This window comes from Amycolatopsis sulphurea (genome assembly GCF_002564045.1).
GTDB lineage: Bacteria > Actinomycetota > Actinomycetes > Mycobacteriales > Pseudonocardiaceae > Amycolatopsis > Amycolatopsis sulphurea.
The window spans coordinates 4,977,512-4,994,044 of record NZ_PDJK01000002.1; the positions used below are offsets into that span (position 1 = coordinate 4,977,512).

Annotated in this window: 15 protein-coding genes; 10 read left to right on the plus strand and 5 right to left on the minus strand. The window is 67.8% G+C overall.

From position 1 onward, the window contains the following. The first annotated feature begins 56 nt into the window (after positions 1-56). The 8 genes from ATK36_RS28790 to groL all read left to right on the plus strand — a co-directional run bounded on the left by ATK36_RS28790 (position 57) and on the right by groL (position 8,804). On the plus strand, positions 57-1,694 hold the full coding sequence (locus ATK36_RS28790) for a ferritin family protein (protein WP_098514316.1): 1,638 nt from the start codon (positions 57-59) through the stop codon (positions 1,692-1,694). A 59-nt stretch (positions 1,695-1,753) separates the two neighbouring features. After that, entirely contained in the window at positions 1,754-2,797 is a 1,044-nt protein-coding gene (locus ATK36_RS28795) for a 2Fe-2S iron-sulfur cluster-binding protein (RefSeq protein ID WP_098514317.1), read from the plus strand. Between the two features lie 55 nt (positions 2,798-2,852). After that, positions 2,853-3,956 (plus strand): ferritin family protein, encoded by a 1,104-nt coding sequence (locus tag ATK36_RS28800; RefSeq protein WP_098514318.1) that lies wholly within the window; start codon positions 2,853-2,855, stop codon positions 3,954-3,956. Next, a complete protein-coding gene (gene mimD / locus ATK36_RS28805; protein WP_386998654.1) occupies positions 3,953-4,303 on the plus strand; it encodes a propane 2-monooxygenase effector subunit MimD in 351 nt (116 codons plus the stop codon). Before ATK36_RS28800 ends, mimD begins: the two co-directional genes overlap by 4 nt. A gap of 69 nt (positions 4,304-4,372) precedes the next feature. Further along, positions 4,373-5,380 carry an amidohydrolase family protein gene (locus ATK36_RS28810; protein ID WP_098514319.1) on the plus strand — a complete coding sequence of 336 codons (1,008 nt, stop codon included), beginning with the start codon at positions 4,373-4,375 and terminating at the stop codon, positions 5,378-5,380. Then, the gene (locus tag ATK36_RS28815; RefSeq protein ID WP_098514320.1) at positions 5,377-6,108 is read left to right on the plus strand and encodes a metal-sulfur cluster assembly factor; all 732 of its coding nucleotides are present in this window, start codon (positions 5,377-5,379) and stop codon (positions 6,106-6,108) included. Before ATK36_RS28810 ends, ATK36_RS28815 begins: the two co-directional genes overlap by 4 nt. After that, a complete protein-coding gene (locus ATK36_RS28820; RefSeq protein WP_098514321.1) occupies positions 6,105-7,130 on the plus strand; it encodes an NAD(P)-dependent alcohol dehydrogenase in 1,026 nt (341 codons plus the stop codon). The genes ATK36_RS28815 and ATK36_RS28820 overlap by 4 nt, the downstream gene beginning before the upstream one ends. Positions 7,131-7,157: 27 nt before the next feature. Beyond that, complete coding sequence (gene groL / locus ATK36_RS28825) at positions 7,158-8,804, plus strand: chaperonin GroEL (protein ID WP_098514322.1); 1,647 nt, start codon at positions 7,158-7,160, stop codon at positions 8,802-8,804. A gap of 206 nt (positions 8,805-9,010) precedes the next feature. Here groL and ATK36_RS28830 read toward each other — a convergent pair whose 3' ends face one another. Continuing rightward, positions 9,011-11,239 carry an MMPL family transporter gene (locus ATK36_RS28830; protein ID WP_170069942.1) on the minus strand — a complete coding sequence of 743 codons (2,229 nt, stop codon included), beginning with the start codon at positions 11,237-11,239 and terminating at the stop codon, positions 9,011-9,013. A 300-nt stretch (positions 11,240-11,539) separates the two neighbouring features. On the opposite strand from ATK36_RS28830, the gene ATK36_RS28835 reads away from it, so the two are divergent. Both ATK36_RS28835 and ATK36_RS28840 read left to right on the plus strand, forming a co-directional pair. After that, positions 11,540-12,682 carry a DUF418 domain-containing protein gene (locus ATK36_RS28835; RefSeq protein WP_170069943.1) on the plus strand — a complete coding sequence of 381 codons (1,143 nt, stop codon included), beginning with the start codon at positions 11,540-11,542 and terminating at the stop codon, positions 12,680-12,682. Between the two features lie 63 nt (positions 12,683-12,745). Next, entirely contained in the window at positions 12,746-14,629 is a 1,884-nt protein-coding gene (locus ATK36_RS28840) for a S9 family peptidase (protein ID WP_245915284.1), read from the plus strand. Here the strand turns inward: ATK36_RS28840 and ATK36_RS28845 are convergent. The 4 genes from ATK36_RS28845 to ATK36_RS28860 form a co-directional block, all read right to left on the minus strand. Beyond that, the gene (locus ATK36_RS28845; protein WP_098514326.1) at positions 14,626-15,063 is read right to left on the minus strand and encodes an SRPBCC family protein; all 438 of its coding nucleotides are present in this window, start codon (positions 15,061-15,063) and stop codon (positions 14,626-14,628) included. The two genes, ATK36_RS28840 and ATK36_RS28845, sit on opposite strands and share 4 nt — an antisense overlap. A 106-nt stretch (positions 15,064-15,169) precedes the next feature. Further along, the gene (locus tag ATK36_RS28850; protein ID WP_098514327.1) at positions 15,170-15,706 is read right to left on the minus strand and encodes a TetR/AcrR family transcriptional regulator; all 537 of its coding nucleotides are present in this window, start codon (positions 15,704-15,706) and stop codon (positions 15,170-15,172) included. Beyond that, positions 15,703-16,020, minus strand: a complete 318-nt coding sequence (locus ATK36_RS28855) for a DMT family transporter (RefSeq protein ID WP_170069944.1) — start codon at positions 16,018-16,020, stop codon at positions 15,703-15,705. Before ATK36_RS28855 ends, ATK36_RS28850 begins: the two co-directional genes overlap by 4 nt. Then, positions 16,017-16,367 carry a DMT family transporter gene (locus tag ATK36_RS28860; RefSeq protein ID WP_098514329.1) on the minus strand — a complete coding sequence of 117 codons (351 nt, stop codon included), beginning with the start codon at positions 16,365-16,367 and terminating at the stop codon, positions 16,017-16,019. The genes ATK36_RS28855 and ATK36_RS28860 overlap by 4 nt, the downstream gene beginning before the upstream one ends. Positions 16,368-16,533: the final 166 nt, after the last annotated feature.

The following is a 16,533-nucleotide window of genomic DNA, read 5'->3' on the forward strand; positions in this document are numbered from 1 at the left end:
ACTCGATCGGTCAGACGGACAGCGGGCATACGCCGCGGGGTTCCAGGAGGCCGACGTTGAGCAGGCAAAGTCTCACCCAAGCACACCGCAAGATCACCGAACTTTCGTGGGAGCCGACGTTCGCGACACCGGCGACGCGCTTCGGCACGGACTACACCTTCGAGAAGGCACCGAAGAAGGACCCGCTCAAGCAGATCATGCGGTCCTACTTCCCGATGGAAGAGGAAAAGGACAGCCGGGTCTTCGGCGCCATGGACGGCGCGATCCGCGGGAACATGTTCCGGCAGGTGCAGCAGCGCTGGCTGGAATGGCAGAAACTGTTCCTCTCGATCATCCCGTTCCCGGAGATCTCCGCGGCCCGGGCGATGCCGATGGCGATCGACGCGGTGCCGAATCCGGAGATCCACAATGGACTCGCGGTGCAGATGATCGACGAGGTCCGGCACTCGACGATCCAGATGAACCTCAAGAAGCTGTACATGAACAACTACATCGACCCGGCCGGGTTCGACATCACCGAGAAGGCGTTCGCGAACAACTACGCGGGCACCATCGGCCGTCAGTTCGGCGAGGGGTTCATCACCGGTGACGCGATCACCGCGGCGAACATCTACCTGACCGTGGTCGCCGAGACCGCGTTCACCAACACGTTGTTCGTCGCGATGCCGGACGAGGCCGCGGCCAACGGCGACTATCTGCTGCCGACCGTGTTCCACTCGGTGCAGTCCGACGAATCGCGGCACATCAGCAACGGTTACTCGATCCTGCTGATGGCGCTGGCCGACGAGCGCAACCGCCCGCTGCTGGAGCGCGACCTGCGCTACGCCTGGTGGAACAACCACTGCGTGGTCGACGCCGCGATCGGTACCTTCATCGAATACGGCACCAAGGACCGCCGCAAGGACCGGGAATCCTACGCCGAGATGTGGCGACGCTGGATCTACGACGACTACTACCGCAGTTACCTGCTGCCGCTGGAAAAGTACGGGCTGGTGATTCCGCACGACCTGGTCGAGGAGGCGTGGAACCGGATCACGAACAACTTCTACGTGCACCGGGTCGCCCAGTTCTTCGCCACCGGCTGGCCGGTGAACTACTGGCGGATCGACGGCATGACCGACGCCGACTTCGAGTGGTTCGAGGACAAATACCCGGGCTGGTACGCGCAATTCGGCAAGTGGTGGGAAGCCTACAACCGGATGCGCTACCCGGGCCGGAACAAGCCGATCGCGTTCGAGGACGTCGGCTACGAGTACCCGCACCGCTGCTGGAGCTGCATGGTGCCCTGCCTGGTGCGCCAGGACCTGGTGGTGGACAAGGTCGACGACCAGTGGCGCACCTACTGCTCGGAGACCTGCGCGTGGACCGACAAGGTCGCCTTCCGGCCGGAATACCAGGGCCGGGAGACGCCGAACATGGGCCGGCTGACCGGGCAGCGGGAATGGGAGACCCTGCACCACGACCGCGACCTCGCCGACATCGTCCGGGACCTCGGCTACGTCCGCGACGACGGCCGGACGCTGATCCCGCAGCCGCACCTGGATCTCGACGACCCGAAGAAGCTCTGGACCCTCGACGACCTCAAGGGCATCCCGTTCGCCAGCCCGAACGTGGCACTCAACAAGATGACCGACGCCGAACGCGAACAGTGGGCCGCGGCCTACCGCGCGAACCCGAACATCCCTGTCGCCTGAGGCCGGGTCCCGCGGCCGCGCCGGTCGCGGGACCCCGTTCGAGAAATCGGGAGAAACCCATGGGCGACAAGCACTGCATCCGTTTCGAGCCGGTCGGGATCGAGCTGGAGGTCACCGAGGACGAGAAGATCCTGGACGCCGCCTTCGGCCAGGGCATCCACCTCATGCACGGCTGCCGCGAGGGCCAGTGCTCGGCCTGCAAGTCCTATGTGCTCGAAGGCGACCTCCAGATGGAGCGCTATTCGACGTTCGCGTGCAACGACGCGGAGGTAGAGGAGGGCTACGTGCTGCTGTGCCGGGCGCACGCGTTCAGCGACTGCACGATCGAGCTGCTCGACTTCGACGAGGACGAGCTGCTCAACTCCGCGCCGCTGCAGGAAATCACCACCGAGGTCGTCGAGATCGTGGCGCACACCCACGACATCGTCGGCCTCATGCTCCGCCCTTCGGTGCCGCTGGAGTTCAAAGCCGGGCAGTACGCCGAGCTGACCATTCCCGGCACCGAGCAGTGCCGGTCCTTCTCGATGGCGACCACTCCGTCCGCGATCGGTCAGATCGAGTTCCTGATCAAGAAGTACCCGGGCGGGCGGTTCTCGGCGTTGCTGGAGGACGGCCTCGTGGCGGGGGATTCCCTGCCACTGCGTGGACCGTACGGCAATTTCACGCTCAAGAAAGGGCATGTGCTGCCGCTGGTGCTGATGGCGGGCGGCGCGGGCATGGCGCCTGTGCTCGCCCTGCTCCGGCATCTCGCCGAAACCGGTGACTCCCGGCGGATCCGGTTCTATTACGGCGCGCGCACGGTGGCGGATCTGTTCTACCTGGACGAGATCCGGGCCATCGGGGAAGGACTGGCGGACTTCGGGTTCGCCGTCGCGCTGTCGGAATCGGCCGACGGAAGCGGCGGCCTCGGAGTGGTGGCCGAACCGGGACTGGTCACCGACGTCGTCGAGGCCCGCGAACCCGAGCTGCATCGCAGCGAGGTGTACCTGTGCGGGCCGCCGCCGATGGTGGACGCCGCGCTCGCTCTCGCGGCCCGGCAAGGCGTTCCGGACGACCAGGTGTTCTACGACAAGTTCACGACCGCAGTCGGCGACGAACAGTGACGAACGGGGCTCTGCCACCCAGGCCCCCCGGGAAGACGTTGTAAAGGGAGAAAACATGGCGAACAGTCCAACCGGGACACGCAGCTTCCCGAAGGTGGAGTTCACCGACTCCGAGGCCGGGGCACTGGAGTTCCCCAGCTCGAAAAGCCGCAGCTACAGCTACTTCAAGCCGGCCAAGCTCCGGGCGACGGTGTATGAGGACGTGACCGTCGACGTGCAGCCCGATCCCGATCGGCACCTGACCCAGGGCTGGGTCTACGGCTTCGGCGACGGCCCCGGCGGCTACCCGCACGAGTGGACGCGGGCGAAATCCTCGAATTGGCACGCTTTCCTCGATCCCAACGAGGAATGGGAACAGACGCTCTACCGCAACAATTCCGCGGTGGTGCGCCAGGTCTCGCTGTGCCTGGACAACGCCAAGCGCGCCGGCGCGTATCAGGGCTGGAATCCGGCGTGGCAGAAGTTCATCGCGCGCAACCTCGGCGCGTGGATGCACGCCGAGAACGGCATGGCACTGCACGTGTTCACCTCGATCCAGCGGTCCGGTCCGACGAACATGGTCAACAACGCGGTGGCCGTGAACGCCGCGCACAAGATGCGGTTCGCGCAGGATCTCGCGCTGTACAACCTGGACCTGTCGGAGTCGCTGGAGATCTTCGACGGCGACGTGCACAAGGAGGTCTGGCAGTCGGCCGGGGAATGGCAGCCGACGCGGCAAGTCGTCGAGCAGCTGACCGCGACCGGTGACTGGGCCGAGCTGCTTTTCGGCGCCAATGTGGTGTTCGAGCAGCTGGTCGGGCAGCTGTTCCGGTCCGAGCTGATCATGCAGATCTCGGCGCGCAATGGCGATTACATCACCCCGACCATCGTCGGCACCGGCGAGCACGACTATCACCGCGACCTCGCCTACACCCGGTCGCTGTTCCATCTGCTCGCCCGCGACGCGGACCACGGCGAGGCCAACCGTGCGTTGTTCGGTGAATGGCTGGCGACCTGGGTGCCGCGCTGCCTGGACGCGGCACGCGCGCTGCAGCCGATCTGGTCGCAGCCCGCGGAGCAGGCGCGCACGTTCGCCGATTCGCTCGCCGCGAGCAAGGAGAAGTTCGCCCAGCTGCTCGACGAGATCGGGCTCGACCTTCCGGAAGGGTGGCAGATGTGAGTGCCGCGATGGAGTTCGGTTCGCAGGTGGGGGCGTCGAACAAGTGCGGGGTCACCCTGATGAACACCCCGATCGGCCGGGTGGTGGCCGACGTGATGGGCACGAAGGACGGGGTCGGGCTCGTCGAGTACCCGTCGATGATCCGGGTGGACGGCACGCGGCTGCTCGAATTCGACTACGCCGAGCTGACCGACGCGCTCGGCCAGGAGTTCGACGGCTCGATCTTCGAGGAGATCAGCTCCACCCACTACGGCCGCATGGTGCATCTCGACGAGCGCACCCTGCTGTTCGCCAACCCGGAGGACGCCGCCGAGTACATCGGCTTCGACCTGCCTGCCCAGAGCTGATTCCCGCGGTGGCGGGCCGGGCGCCCGCCACCGCGCACCCCCACCACGACCGAAGGGCGAGGATCTCCGATGTATGAAAAGGATGGCGAGCAGTACTACGTCGTCGACGGGCATGTCCACATCTGGGACGCGCGGGAGTCGAACCACCGGAACGTGCACGGCAAGCAGTTCATCGACTGCTTCTACGACTACCACCGCAACCTCAGCCCGGACGAGATGATCTGGGACTACGACACCTATACCTACTACGGCCCCGAACGGTTCATGAAGGACGTGTTCGGCGACGGCCACGTCGACCACGCGATCTTCCAGGCCACCCTGCTGCGGGACTTCTACCACCGCTGCTTCGGGCAGACCGGCGAGTGTCTCGACCTGGTGCGCCAGCATCCCGGCAAGCTCACCTACAACCACGCCTACGATCCGCGCGATCGCGAGGAGGGGCTGGAACAGCTTCGCCGCGACGCCGAGCAGATGCAGCTCAAGGGCGTGAAGCTCTACACCGCGGAATGGCACGGCGACTCCCGCGGCTACCGGCTCGACGACCCGTGGTCGCGGCGCTATCTGGAAGCGTGTCTTGAGCTGGGCATCAAGAACATCCACGTGCACAAAGGACCGACCATCCGGCCGCTGGACCGCGATGCGTTCGACGTGGCCGACATCGACCACGTCGCCACCGACTATCTCGACCTGAACTTCATCGTCGAGCACGTCGGACTGCCGCGGCTGGAGGACTTCTGCTGGATCGCCACCCAGGAGTCCAATGTATACGGTGGGCTGGCCGTCGTGATGCCGTTCATTCACGCCCGACCGCGGTACTTCGCCCAGATCATCGGGGAATTGCTGTACTGGCTGGGTGAGGACAAGATCCTCTTCGGCAGCGACTATGCACTGTGGACGCCGCAGTGGCTGGTGGAGCGGTTCGTCGACTTCCAGATTCCGGCAGACCTGCCGGAGTATCCGGAGATCACGGTGGCACAGAAGAAGAAGATCCTCGGGCTGAATGCCGCCTCGCTCTACGACCTCGAAGTGCCCCGGGCGTTGCAGCTGCCCGCCGAAGCGGACGCGGGGACCCGATGACCGCCGCCGCTTTGTCCCTGGAGGCCCAGGTCTTCTCGGCCTTGGCGACCGTGTTCGATCCCGAATTGGACCAGCCGGTGACCGAACTCGGCTTCGTGCGTTCGGTGACGATCGACGACGAGGGCGTGGAGGTCCACCTGCGCCTGCCGACTTCGTTCTGCGCGCCGAACTTCGCGTACCTCATGGTCTCCGACGCGTACGAAGCCTTGGCGGAGTTGCCGGACGTGGGTCGGATCCGGGTGCTGCTGGACGACCACCACGACTCGGCGAAGATCAATGGCGGCGTCGCGGCGGGTGCCGGATACCTTGGCACGTTTGGGGTCGAAGCCGAGCAGAATCTCGACGAACTCCGCCGTACGTTCCAGCGGAAAGCACATCTCGCCGCGGTGGAACGGTGCTGCCGCGCGGTGCTGGCGGGTGGCGTGTGGACGCTTGAGGAGCTGCCGATGCTGGAGCTGTTCGACCTGGCGGAGGGGCGGTTGAAGAGCGCATTGCTGAGGCGTCGGGAGGCGATCGGGCTGCCCACTGGCTCGCACGCGCGGGTCCTGGTGGATCACATCGGCCGTCCCGCCGGGACGCCGGACACCGCGCTGTGGCTGCGGCTGGCCGCCGCGACGCGCATATCCATCGAGGGCAACGCGCATTTCTGCCGCGGGCTGCTCGCCACCCGGTACGCGGATCCCGTGGGGGCCGCGCCGGTCGTCGTCAACACCAGGAGCCGATCGTGAAAGCCGTCCAGGTCACCGGGTACCACCGGAATCTCGAACTGCGCGACGTCGACGAACCGAAGCTGCAGGGGCCGTTCGACGTCGTGGTCAAGGTCGGCGCGGCCGGGGTGTGCCGCACCGACGTGCACATCCTCGAAGGGCAATGGGCGGAGAAGTCCGGCGTCGTCCTGCCCTACACGATTGGCCATGAGAACGCGGGATGGGTGCACGCGGTCGGCGACGCGGTCACCAACGTTTCGGTGGGGGACAAGGTGATCCTGCATCCGCTGATCACCTGCGGGCTGTGCCGGGCGTGTCGTCGCGGCGATGACGTGCACTGCGAGAGTTCCGATTTTCCCGGGATCGACACGAACGGCGGGTACGCGGAGTACATCCGCACCTCGGCGCGGTCGTGCGTGAAGCTGGCCGGCAGCCTCGAACCCGCCGACGTGGCCGCACTCGCCGACGCCGGGCTCACCGCCCAGCACGCGGCGGCGAAGGCGGCGAAACTGTTGCGGCCCGGGGATGTCTGCGTGATCATCGGCGCGGGCGGGCTCGGGCACATCGGCATCCAATGCCTGAAGGCGATGAGCGCGGCCACGCTCGTCGTGCTCGACCGGAACCCGGCGGCGCTGACCCTGGCCGAGGAGATCGGGGCGGACGTCACGATCGTCGCCGATGGGTCCCATGTGGACGCTGTGCTGGACCTGACCGGCGGGCACGGCGCGGAAGCGGTGGTGGACTTCGTCGGCGAAGGCGGCGCGACCGCCGAAGGCGTGCGGATGCTGCGCCGCGCGGGCAATTACTACGTCGTCGGCTACGGCGAGAACATCGACATCCCGACGATCGACGTCATCTCCACCGAGATCAACTTCGTCGGCAACCTCGTCGGCTCCTACACCGATCTGCAGGACTTGATGGTGCTCGCCGCGCAGGGCCGGGTGCGGCTGCACACCGCGCGTTACCCGCTGGGCTCGTTCCAGCGGGCACTCGACGATCTCCACGCCGGCCGGGTTCGTGGCCGCGCGATCCTGATTCCCTGAAACCGCTAGGAAAGGACCGGGAACACCATGGCGAAACAGCTGCAGTTCGGCGTCGACGCGCGGCGTCAGCTCGAACTCGGGGTCGACACCCTGGCCGACGCGGTGAAGGTGACCTTGGGCCCGAAGGGGCGTAACGCGGTACTGGAGAAGCTGACCGGCCCGCCGACGATCACCAACGACGGGGTGACCATCGCCCGGGAGATCCAGCTCGCGGAGCCGTTCGCGAACATGGGCGCCCAGCTGGTCAAGGAAGTCGCGATGAAGACCAACGGCGCGGTCGGCGACGGGACCACCACCGCCACCGTGCTCGCGCAGGCGATGGTGCGGGAGGGCCTGGCCGCGCTCGGCGAGGGCGCGAACCCGATGCGCGTGCGGCGGGGGATCGAGGAGACCGTCGAAGCGGTCGTGGAGCACCTGCGCAAGTCCGCGGTCGAGGTGTCCGGGGAGACCGAACTGGAGCGCATCGCGACGCTGGCGGCCGGGGACGACGAGCGGATCGGGCGGGTGATCGCGCAGGCGCTTTCGGCGGTCGGCCGGGCCGGCGTGGTGGAGATCGAGGAGTCCGACCGGACGGGGCTGGAGGTCGGGCTGGCCGACGGGATCGAGTTCGACCACGGCTACACCTCGCCGTACATGGTCACCGACCGGGACCGGATGGAGGTGTCCTTCACTGATCCGGTGCTGCTGCTGACCAACAAGAAGATCAGCCTGGTACAGGACCTGATGCCGGCCGTGGAGGCGGCCCGGCGGGCGGACCGGCCACTGGTCGTGCTCGCGGAGAACGTCGACGGCCCGGCCCTGCAGCTGATCGTCAGCGGCAACGTGCACGGCACCTTCCGGGCCGCGGTGGTCCGTGCGCCCGGTTTCGGGCACCGGCGGATCGCCGAACTGGAGGACCTCGCCGCAGCGCTGGGTGGCCGGGTGGTCAGCGAGGACTCCGGGGTGACTCTCGCCGAGGTCACCGAACGGGATCTGGGCCGCTGCCGGACCATCACCATCACCGAGGACTCGACGACCATCCTCGGCGGGTGCGGGGACGAAGGCGCCGTCCGCGCGCGGATCGGCCAGCTGGAGAAGCAGCTGGAGCGCGCCCGGATCGAACACGACCAGGACAACCTGCGGCTGCGGATCGCCCGGCTGACCGGCCGGGTCGCTGTGGTGCGGGTGGGCGCCGCGACGAGCGTGGAGCTCAAGGATCGGCTCCTGCGCGTCGAAGACTCACTGGCCGCAGCGCGAGCGGCGCTGGAGGAGGGTGTGGTCGCCGGCGGCGGCTCGGCCCTGGCGCAGGCGGCCCGGCAGGTGGAACTCGACCTGTCCGGCGACGCCGCGCTCGGACGGGACATCGTGCAACGGGCGCTGGGCGAGCCCCTGCACTGGATCGCGGCCAACGCGGGCTTCCCCGGGAAGGAAGTCGAGGCCCACGTGGCCGGTCTCGGCAACGGCCAGGGCTTCGACGCACTGACCGGCGAGTACCGCGATCTGTTCGCCGCGGGCGTGATCGATCCACTGAAGGTGACCCGCTCGGCCCTCGAAAGCGCGGCTTCCATCGCGGCACTGCTGATCACCACGGAGACCGCGATCGTGGAGGAGATCGTGGTCAACCCCGGCTCGATCCACGCGCCGGGGTTCGGTGATCTGGCCGAGGGGATGGTCCGTCCGTCCAATATCTACTGACCCGGTACGGTACGCCGTTCGGAAGGAAAGGCTGTGAAGGGTCCCTTCACGGACTCTGAGTCTGTGAAGGGACCCTTCACAGCCTTGACCCCGCGCAAAGCGAGAGCCCTGCTGCCCGGCCGGTGTGGCGGCGGGGAGCAGGGCTCTCGGGTACGTCCGTGGTCAGGCGAGGCTGCCGGGGCGGTGCATCGCCCCGGCAGCCTGGATCACCTGGCTACCGGCGCGCCACCGGCGACGTTGTTCGCCGGGGGCGCCTCGGGGGCGCGCAGCTTCTCGCCCTCGACGTCGATGTTCGGCAGGACCCGGTCCAGCCAGCGCGGGATCCACCAGGCCCGCTTGCCGAGCAGGGCCATGGTCGTCGGCATGATGATCATGCGCACCAGGAAGGCGTCGAACACGATCGCCGCGGCCATCGAGAAGCCCAGCAGTTTCAGGAACGTCTCCGAGGACAGCGTGAAGCCGGCGAACACCGAGACCATGATCAACGCGGCGGCGGTGATCACGCGCGCCCCGGCGCCGTAGCCGGTCCGGATCGCGTCGATCGGGGAGGCTCCGTGGTGGTATTCCTCCCGCATCCGGCTCACCAGGAACACCTGGTAGTCCATGGCCAGCCCGAACACGATACCGATCAGGAAGATCGGGGCGAACACCAGGATCGGGCCTTGATCCTCCGGTTTGATCCAGCCCAGCCAGCCCTTCTGGAAGATGCCGACGGTGGCGCCGAAGGTCGCCGCGACCGAGAGCAGGAAGCCGATCGAGGCGACCAGCGGGATGATCACCGACCGGAAGACGATCATCAGCAGGATGAACGCCAGGCCGACGACCACCAGCAGATAGATCGGCAGCCTGTTGGTGAGTGCGCTGGAGAAGTCCGCGTTGATCGCCGCCGAGCCGCCGACGCCGACGTAGGAGCCGGTCGCCTTGGCCACATCCGAGGCGGCCGACCGGATCTCGGCGAGCAGATCCTTGGTCTCCGGGGTGGACGGGCCGTTCTGCGGGATGACCAGGAACTGCGCGGCGTCCTGCGCGGTGTTCGGGATCGGGCCCACCACGCCGTGCTCGGCGATGTGGTCGAGGCCGCTGATCCGCTCCTGCACCTGCTTGGCCGCCGTGGCCATGCCAGTCGGGTCCTGCGCGCTCACCACGACGATCAGCGGCGAGGACTTCCCGGCGCCGAAGGCTTCCCGCTCGATCAGGTGCGCGGGCCTGTCCTGACTGGACGTGGCGTCCAGCCCGAGCTGAATCTGGGTCACCGGGATCGCCGCCACGATCAGCGCCGCCGCGGTGATGATCAGGTACGGCAGCGGGTGCTTGGTCAGCGCGACGCCCACCTTGTGCCCGATGGTCGGGCCCTTCGACCGCTCCGGAGTCCACAACAGCGGGATCCGGGGCTTGAACACGATGCCCTTGAACAGGCCGAGCAGCGCCGGCAGCACGGTCAGCGAGACCAGCACGGCCATCACCACCGTGACGGAGGCGCCGAGACCCATCTGTCCCAGGAAGGTCAGTCCGGTCAGGTTGAGCGCGACGAGCGCGATCACCACGGTCGCGCCGGCGAACACCACCGCGGAGCCGGCGGTGCCGACCGCGACGCCCGCCGCATGGGCCCGGTCCTTGGTCCTGGTCGCCTCCTGCCGATATCGGGAGATGACGAAGAGCGAGTAGTCGATGCCGACCGCGAGCCCGATCATCGTCGCCAGGCCGGTGGTCGAGGTGCCCAGGGTCAGGAACGCGGTGCCGATCGAGATGACCGAGGTGGACACGACGATGCCCATGATCGCCGCGCCGAGCGGCATCGCGGCGGCGAGCAGCCCGGCGAAGGTGATGATCATCACCAGGATCGCGACCGCGATACCGATCAGCTCGGAGGGTGGCTCGACCGCCTTCGCGCTCACCGGACCGGCGCTCTCGACGGTCAGCCCGGCGTCGCGGCCGATCTTCTTGGCCTCGGTGACGGTGTTCACCGTCGCGTCGCTGACGCCGCTCTCGGCGCCGTGCATCTTGGCGTCCAGCGTGAACTTGATTATCGCCACGGTGCCGTTGTCGGTCATCGACTGGGCGGCGGCCGGCCCGGTGGTCGGGTCGATGATCTTGGCGCGCTCGGCCGGGACGAGCTGAGGGATCTCCTGCAGCTTCGCGACCATCTTCTCGACCGAGTCATGGTGGGCGCCGGTGTCCAGGCGCTGACCGTCGTCAGCCTTCAGGATGATCTTCGCGGGCTGCCCCTCCGCCGCCTTGCCTTCGGGGAACTTTTCCGTGATGGTGTTCTGCGCGGTGACCGACGGGCTGTCCGGCAGCTTGAAATCGTCCTTGAAGGGCTTCTCGATCTTGTCCCCGAGTGCGCCGAGCGCGATGATCGCGAGTATCCAGAGGGCCAGTACCGCCCACCATCGCCGATAGGAGAACTTTCCTATCTTATATAAGAATGACGCCATAGGTGTCCTCCGTGTTTCCCGGGCGCGCTCGTGGAGAGAGAATCGCCTTGTGCCTGTGAGATCCTGGTGGCACGATACCCCGAGGTGAGCCGGGGCTACGCCGGGCATACCCTTATCCAGTTCGTGGTAAGCTATGCCCTTACGGCACACCTCAATAGTTGACCGTGCCGCTGGGGCAGGCCATAGCTTAGCCGCATGAATTCCCCGCTACCGCCGATTTCCGGAGAGTGTCACCCGGTCGTGGCACCGACTCCTGTTCGAGGAGGGCGCAGTACCGCCCCCGACCTAGCGCGCGGCCTGATGCTGGCGCTCATCGCGGTCGCGAACGTGCCGTATTTCATCCTGGGCCGGCCGCATGTGGCCGGAGCGCACGCTCAGAGCGACAACCCGGCCGATCTGGTCGCGCAGACGTTGACCATCGCCGGTGTGGACAGCCGTGTTTACCCGATGTTCGCCTTCCTGTTCGGCTACGGCATCGTCCAGCTCTACCGGCGCCAGCTCGCCTCCGGGGCCGAGCCCGCCACCGCGCGCAGGCTGCTGCGCCGGCGGCACTGGACCATGCTCCTCTTTGGACTCGTGCACGCGGCACTGCTGTGGCACGGCGACATCCTCGGCACCTATGCCCTCGCCGGGCTCGTGCTGGTATGGCTCTTCCTGAAGCGGAGCGATCGTTCTCTCAAGGTCTGGGCCGGGGTGTTCCTCGCCGTGCCGGCGCTGCTGGTGGTGGCCGCGTTCGTGGGCGCCGCGATGGGCGCAGGGTCCACTGTGGGCGGCGGCGGTATCGGCTCGAGTGGGCCGTTGGACACCAACGGGGCCCAGGGCTACTTCAACGCGATGGGTGTCCGGCTCGAAGCCTGGGGCTTCTACACCATTCCGGTCGCGCTGTTCACCATGATCGTCCCGGCCGCGATTCTGCTGGGCATGGTCGCTGCCCGCCGCCGGCTGCTCGACGAACCCGCCGATCATGTTCCGCTGTTGAAACGGATCGCGGCGATCGGGCTCACGGTCGGCTGGGGGACCGGGCTGCTGCAGGCTCTGCAGAATCTCGAAGTGCTGGGTCTCGATCGTACATTCGAATCGGTATTTACGCCGCTGCACATGCTCGGCGGGTTTTTCGGCGGAATCGGTTACATCGCGGTTTTCGGGCTGATTTCCGTTCGTCTCGAGCGTCTCCGCGAATCGCCGCGGCCCGGTTCGTTCACCTGGGCGGTCCAGGCGCTCGGAAAACGATCACTGACCGGCTATCTGTGCCAATCGCTGATCTTTTCACCGATTTTCGCCGCCTGGGGCCTCGGGCTGGGTGAACACCTGTCCAGCTGGTCCGCGGTGGTGCTGGCCTTCGTCGCCTGGCTGGTCGGCCTGCTCGTCGCCGCTAAGCTCGAAGGAGCCGGGCACCGCGGCCCGGCGGAATGGGCCCTGCGACGAGTCGCTTACCCCAAGTAGCAGTCCCGGTGCCGGCGGGGCCGCACGGTCCCGCCGGCACCGGCCGAGAGAGAGGTTCCGTTCATGGCCCTGCCCAGGTACATCCCCGCAGAGGAAATGCTGGCACTGCCCGCATTCAGCAGCCCGCAGGTCTCCCGTGACGGGACCCGGCTGGCCTATCTCGCGCCCGCCCACGGGTGTCTCAACCTCTGGATCCGCGGGATCGACGAGGAGCACGCGGACGCCGTGTGCGTGACGCAGGAAAAGCGTAGTATCTCGACCTTTTTCTGGTGTTCGGACTCGCGTACGCTGCTCTACCGCCAGGACACCGACGGCAATGAGGACTGGCACTATTTCCGGGCCGGCCTCGACGACCCGGATGCCGAGCCGTTCGATCTCACGCCCCTGGCGCCGGGCTGCCGGGTGATCGGCGCCAGCGAGGACGGGGGAACGGTGCGCGCGGTGATGAACCCGCGGTTTCTGTTCTTCGATGCCTTCGACATCGACCTGGCCACCGGGGAGACCACGCTGGTCCGGGAATCTTCGGACCTTGTGCGCAATTACACCGATATGGACGGCACACGCGGGTTTCTCAGCGGGCAGGCCGCCGACGGCACGCTGGAGTACTACGCGGTCGACGACCAGGAGACCGGGGCGATGCGCCTGGTGCACACCGAGGACGGTCCGTCCTTCGCGACCGGCCAGTATCCGTTCCACGTCTCGGCCGACCAGGAGACCCTGATCATGGCCTCGCACTGGGGCGGCTCGGACGCGCTGCGGCTGATCAGCATCGACCACGCCACCGGCGAGAAGACGGTGCTCGCCGAGAAGCCGGGGCACAGCGTGTGCTGCCTCGGCGTCTACTCGGACGATTTCGGCAAGCCGCCGTCGCTTTTCATCAGTCCGCGCACCTCGGAGATCATGGCGGTGCGCTTCGTCGGGGACCGGCCCGAGATGGTCCCGCTGACGCCGCACTTCGCCGAGGTCCACGCCGAGCTGATGAAGCTCGCCGACGGCGGTGAGCTGGGCTGGGTCACCTGTGACGACGACGAGCAGGTCTGGACGGCGACCTTCATCCACGACGACCGGTCCGGCCTGTCCTACCGCTACGACCACCGCACGCGGACCAGCGTGCTGCTGCACGATCCGGGCAGCGGCGAGGAGTTCGGGAAGACCCGGGCGATCACCTTCACCGCTCGCGACGGCCTGCCGATCCACGCCTTCCTCACCCTCCCGGTCGGTGTCGAGCCGAAGGGCCTGCCGCTGGTCCTGCGCGTCCACGGTGGTCCCTGGCTGCACGACTACTGGGGTTTCAACGGCGAGGTGCAGCTGCTGGTCAACCGCGGCTACGCCGTGCTGCAGGTGAACTACCGTGGCTCGACCGGCTACGGCAGCCGCCACATCAAGGCGGGTATCAAGGAGTACGGCCGCGGGATGAACGACGACCTCATCGACGCCTGTGAATGGGCCGTCGCCGAGGGGATCGCCGATCCGGCGCGGCTGGGCATCTGCGGCACTTCGCACGGCGGCTACCTGACGCTGACCGCCCTGTGCAACACGCCGGACTACTTCGCGGCGGCGGTCGACGACGTGGGCTTTTCCAGTATCCCTGCCCTGATGGGCGACCATCCCGACTGGATCAAGGCGACCCAGCTCAACAGCTTCCTCGCCTACTGCGGCGATCCGGCCGATCCCGACGACCTCGCGGACATGCTGAGCCGCTCACCGGCGACCATGATCGACCGGATCGAGACCCCGCTGCTGGTCATCGCCGGTGCGCAGGACCCGCGCGTGAAGCTCACCGAGCCTCAGGCGATCGTCGACGGGCTACGCGCGCGCGGCGTCGAAGTGGGCTACTTCGTCGCGGAGGACGAAGGGCACGGCTTCAAGAACCCCGTGAACATCAACCGGATGTGGCACCTCATCGAGGAGCACTTCGCGCAGCATCTCGGGGGGCGCCGAGGCTAGGCGAGCAGTTTCCGCAGTCCGGCGATGCCGCCGGCGTACACGTCCTCGGTGAACGTGCGATCGAGTTTCGCCACCTGGTCGGCGTCGGCGTCGTACTCGGCCCACCATTCGACGAAGGCTTCGCCGGTGTCGGTGACGGGGCAGACCCGGACTGTGGAAACGTATCGGCGTACCCCGAACGGGTTCGCCCCCTCGAACGCGTAGGTGAGGCTGCGGCCGGGGTCGTCCAGCGCGAGCAGCCGTTCGTCGAACGGGTCCCCGCCGGCGGCGAACGTCAGCCGCCGGACGGCCCCGACCTGACCGTCGACGCCTTCGACCAGTTCGGCGTGCCCGATCGCCGGGACGAAGGCGGGCAGGTCGGCGAAGGCGCGGATCCGGGCCCAGACCTCGTCGGCGGAGGCGGCGACGATGCCACTGGCGTAGGGGCGAGGCATGGGCACTCCAAGCTGTCGGTCCGGTGATCGGTTGTGCAGCATCAGTGTTCTCGGCTCCGGAGGGTCGCAACAGCGGCTCAACGGGGGATCAATGAGACGGGGCTCGTCAGGCCAGTACTGCGTGCAGGAGCCGCGCCAGCTCGGCCGCGTCGGGTGGGCTGCCGTCGGCGATGTGCTGCACGAAGTAGCCGTCCACGGCCGCTGCCCAGGCGGCTGCGCGGGCCGGGTCGGCGGTGTGGGTGCGGGCGGTGGCGGCGAGGAGGTCGAGCCAGAGGCGAGCGGATTCGCGAGTCTCCGGCTGTCGGCCGGCGCGCAGGTAAAGCTCGTAACGGGCCTTGACGGCGGAGCTTTCTTCCTCGAACAGGCGTACCAGTTCCCGGGCGAATCCGGGGACGGTCGCGGTGCCGGGGGACTCCATCGTGGTGACGAGTTCGTCGGTGCCGCTGCGCAGGGTGGCGGCGAGCAGGTCGCCGGTGGAGGCGAAGTGGTGGGAGACCGCGCTGCCCGGCAGCCCGGCCTCGATGGCGACGGACCGGTGGGTCACGCCGGTGACGCCGTCGCGGGCGATCACCCGCACGGTGGCGGCGATGAGCAGCGCACGCCGGCGTGCTCCGCGTTGTGCCCGGCCGTCTTCGGGATTCATGCCGCACCATAAACGGTGACGACCCCGGCCACGATCAGCCCGAGCCCGATCAGGTGGGTGCGGCTGAGCCGGTCGCCGAAGAACACCACGCCGCCGAGCGCGGCGCAGGTGATCCCGGCGCCGCTCCAGATTCCGTAGCCCACCGCCAGGGGCAGGCCCGCCCGCAACGCGCGGGACATCAGGGCCACCGACACCCCGATCCCGGCGAGCGCGGCGACCACCCAGCCCCGGCGACGCAGCCCATCCGCCGCGCGGATGGCCGTGATCCCGGCGACCTGCGCCACGACCGACGCGATCAGCAGCAGTACCGTCACGACGCGGTCTCCGGCCCCGGCCGCTGCAGGGCGGCGACCCCGGCGGCGATCAGGAGGATCCCGTCGGCCTGGGCGAGTGACACCGGCTCCCCGAACACGAACAGGCTCAGGAGGGTCGCCGCCGCCAGTCCGCACCCGGTCAGGATCCCGTAGGCGACCCCGAGCGGCAGGCCCGCCCCGGTGATCCGGGAGAACAGCAGGATCGACACCACGTAGCCGGCCAGCACGCCCAGTGATGGCCAGGGCCGGGTGAACCCGTCCGAGAGCCGGAGGCACAGCGTGCCGCCCACCTCGGTGACCACTGCGCCGCCGAGGAACACCAGTGCGGGCATTCTTTCGGGGCGCATGTCCCCATAGTAGTGAAAGGACGGTGCCGGGCAAGGGTCCGCGTCCGGTCAGCCGCTGCGCCCGGGATCGTTCGTATTTCTCCACCGCCTGCGCGTCGACGCCGTCACGCATCTCGAATTCTCGGACGTGGCACTGATGCCCGCGACGGCGCGCGCCGGGAAGCTG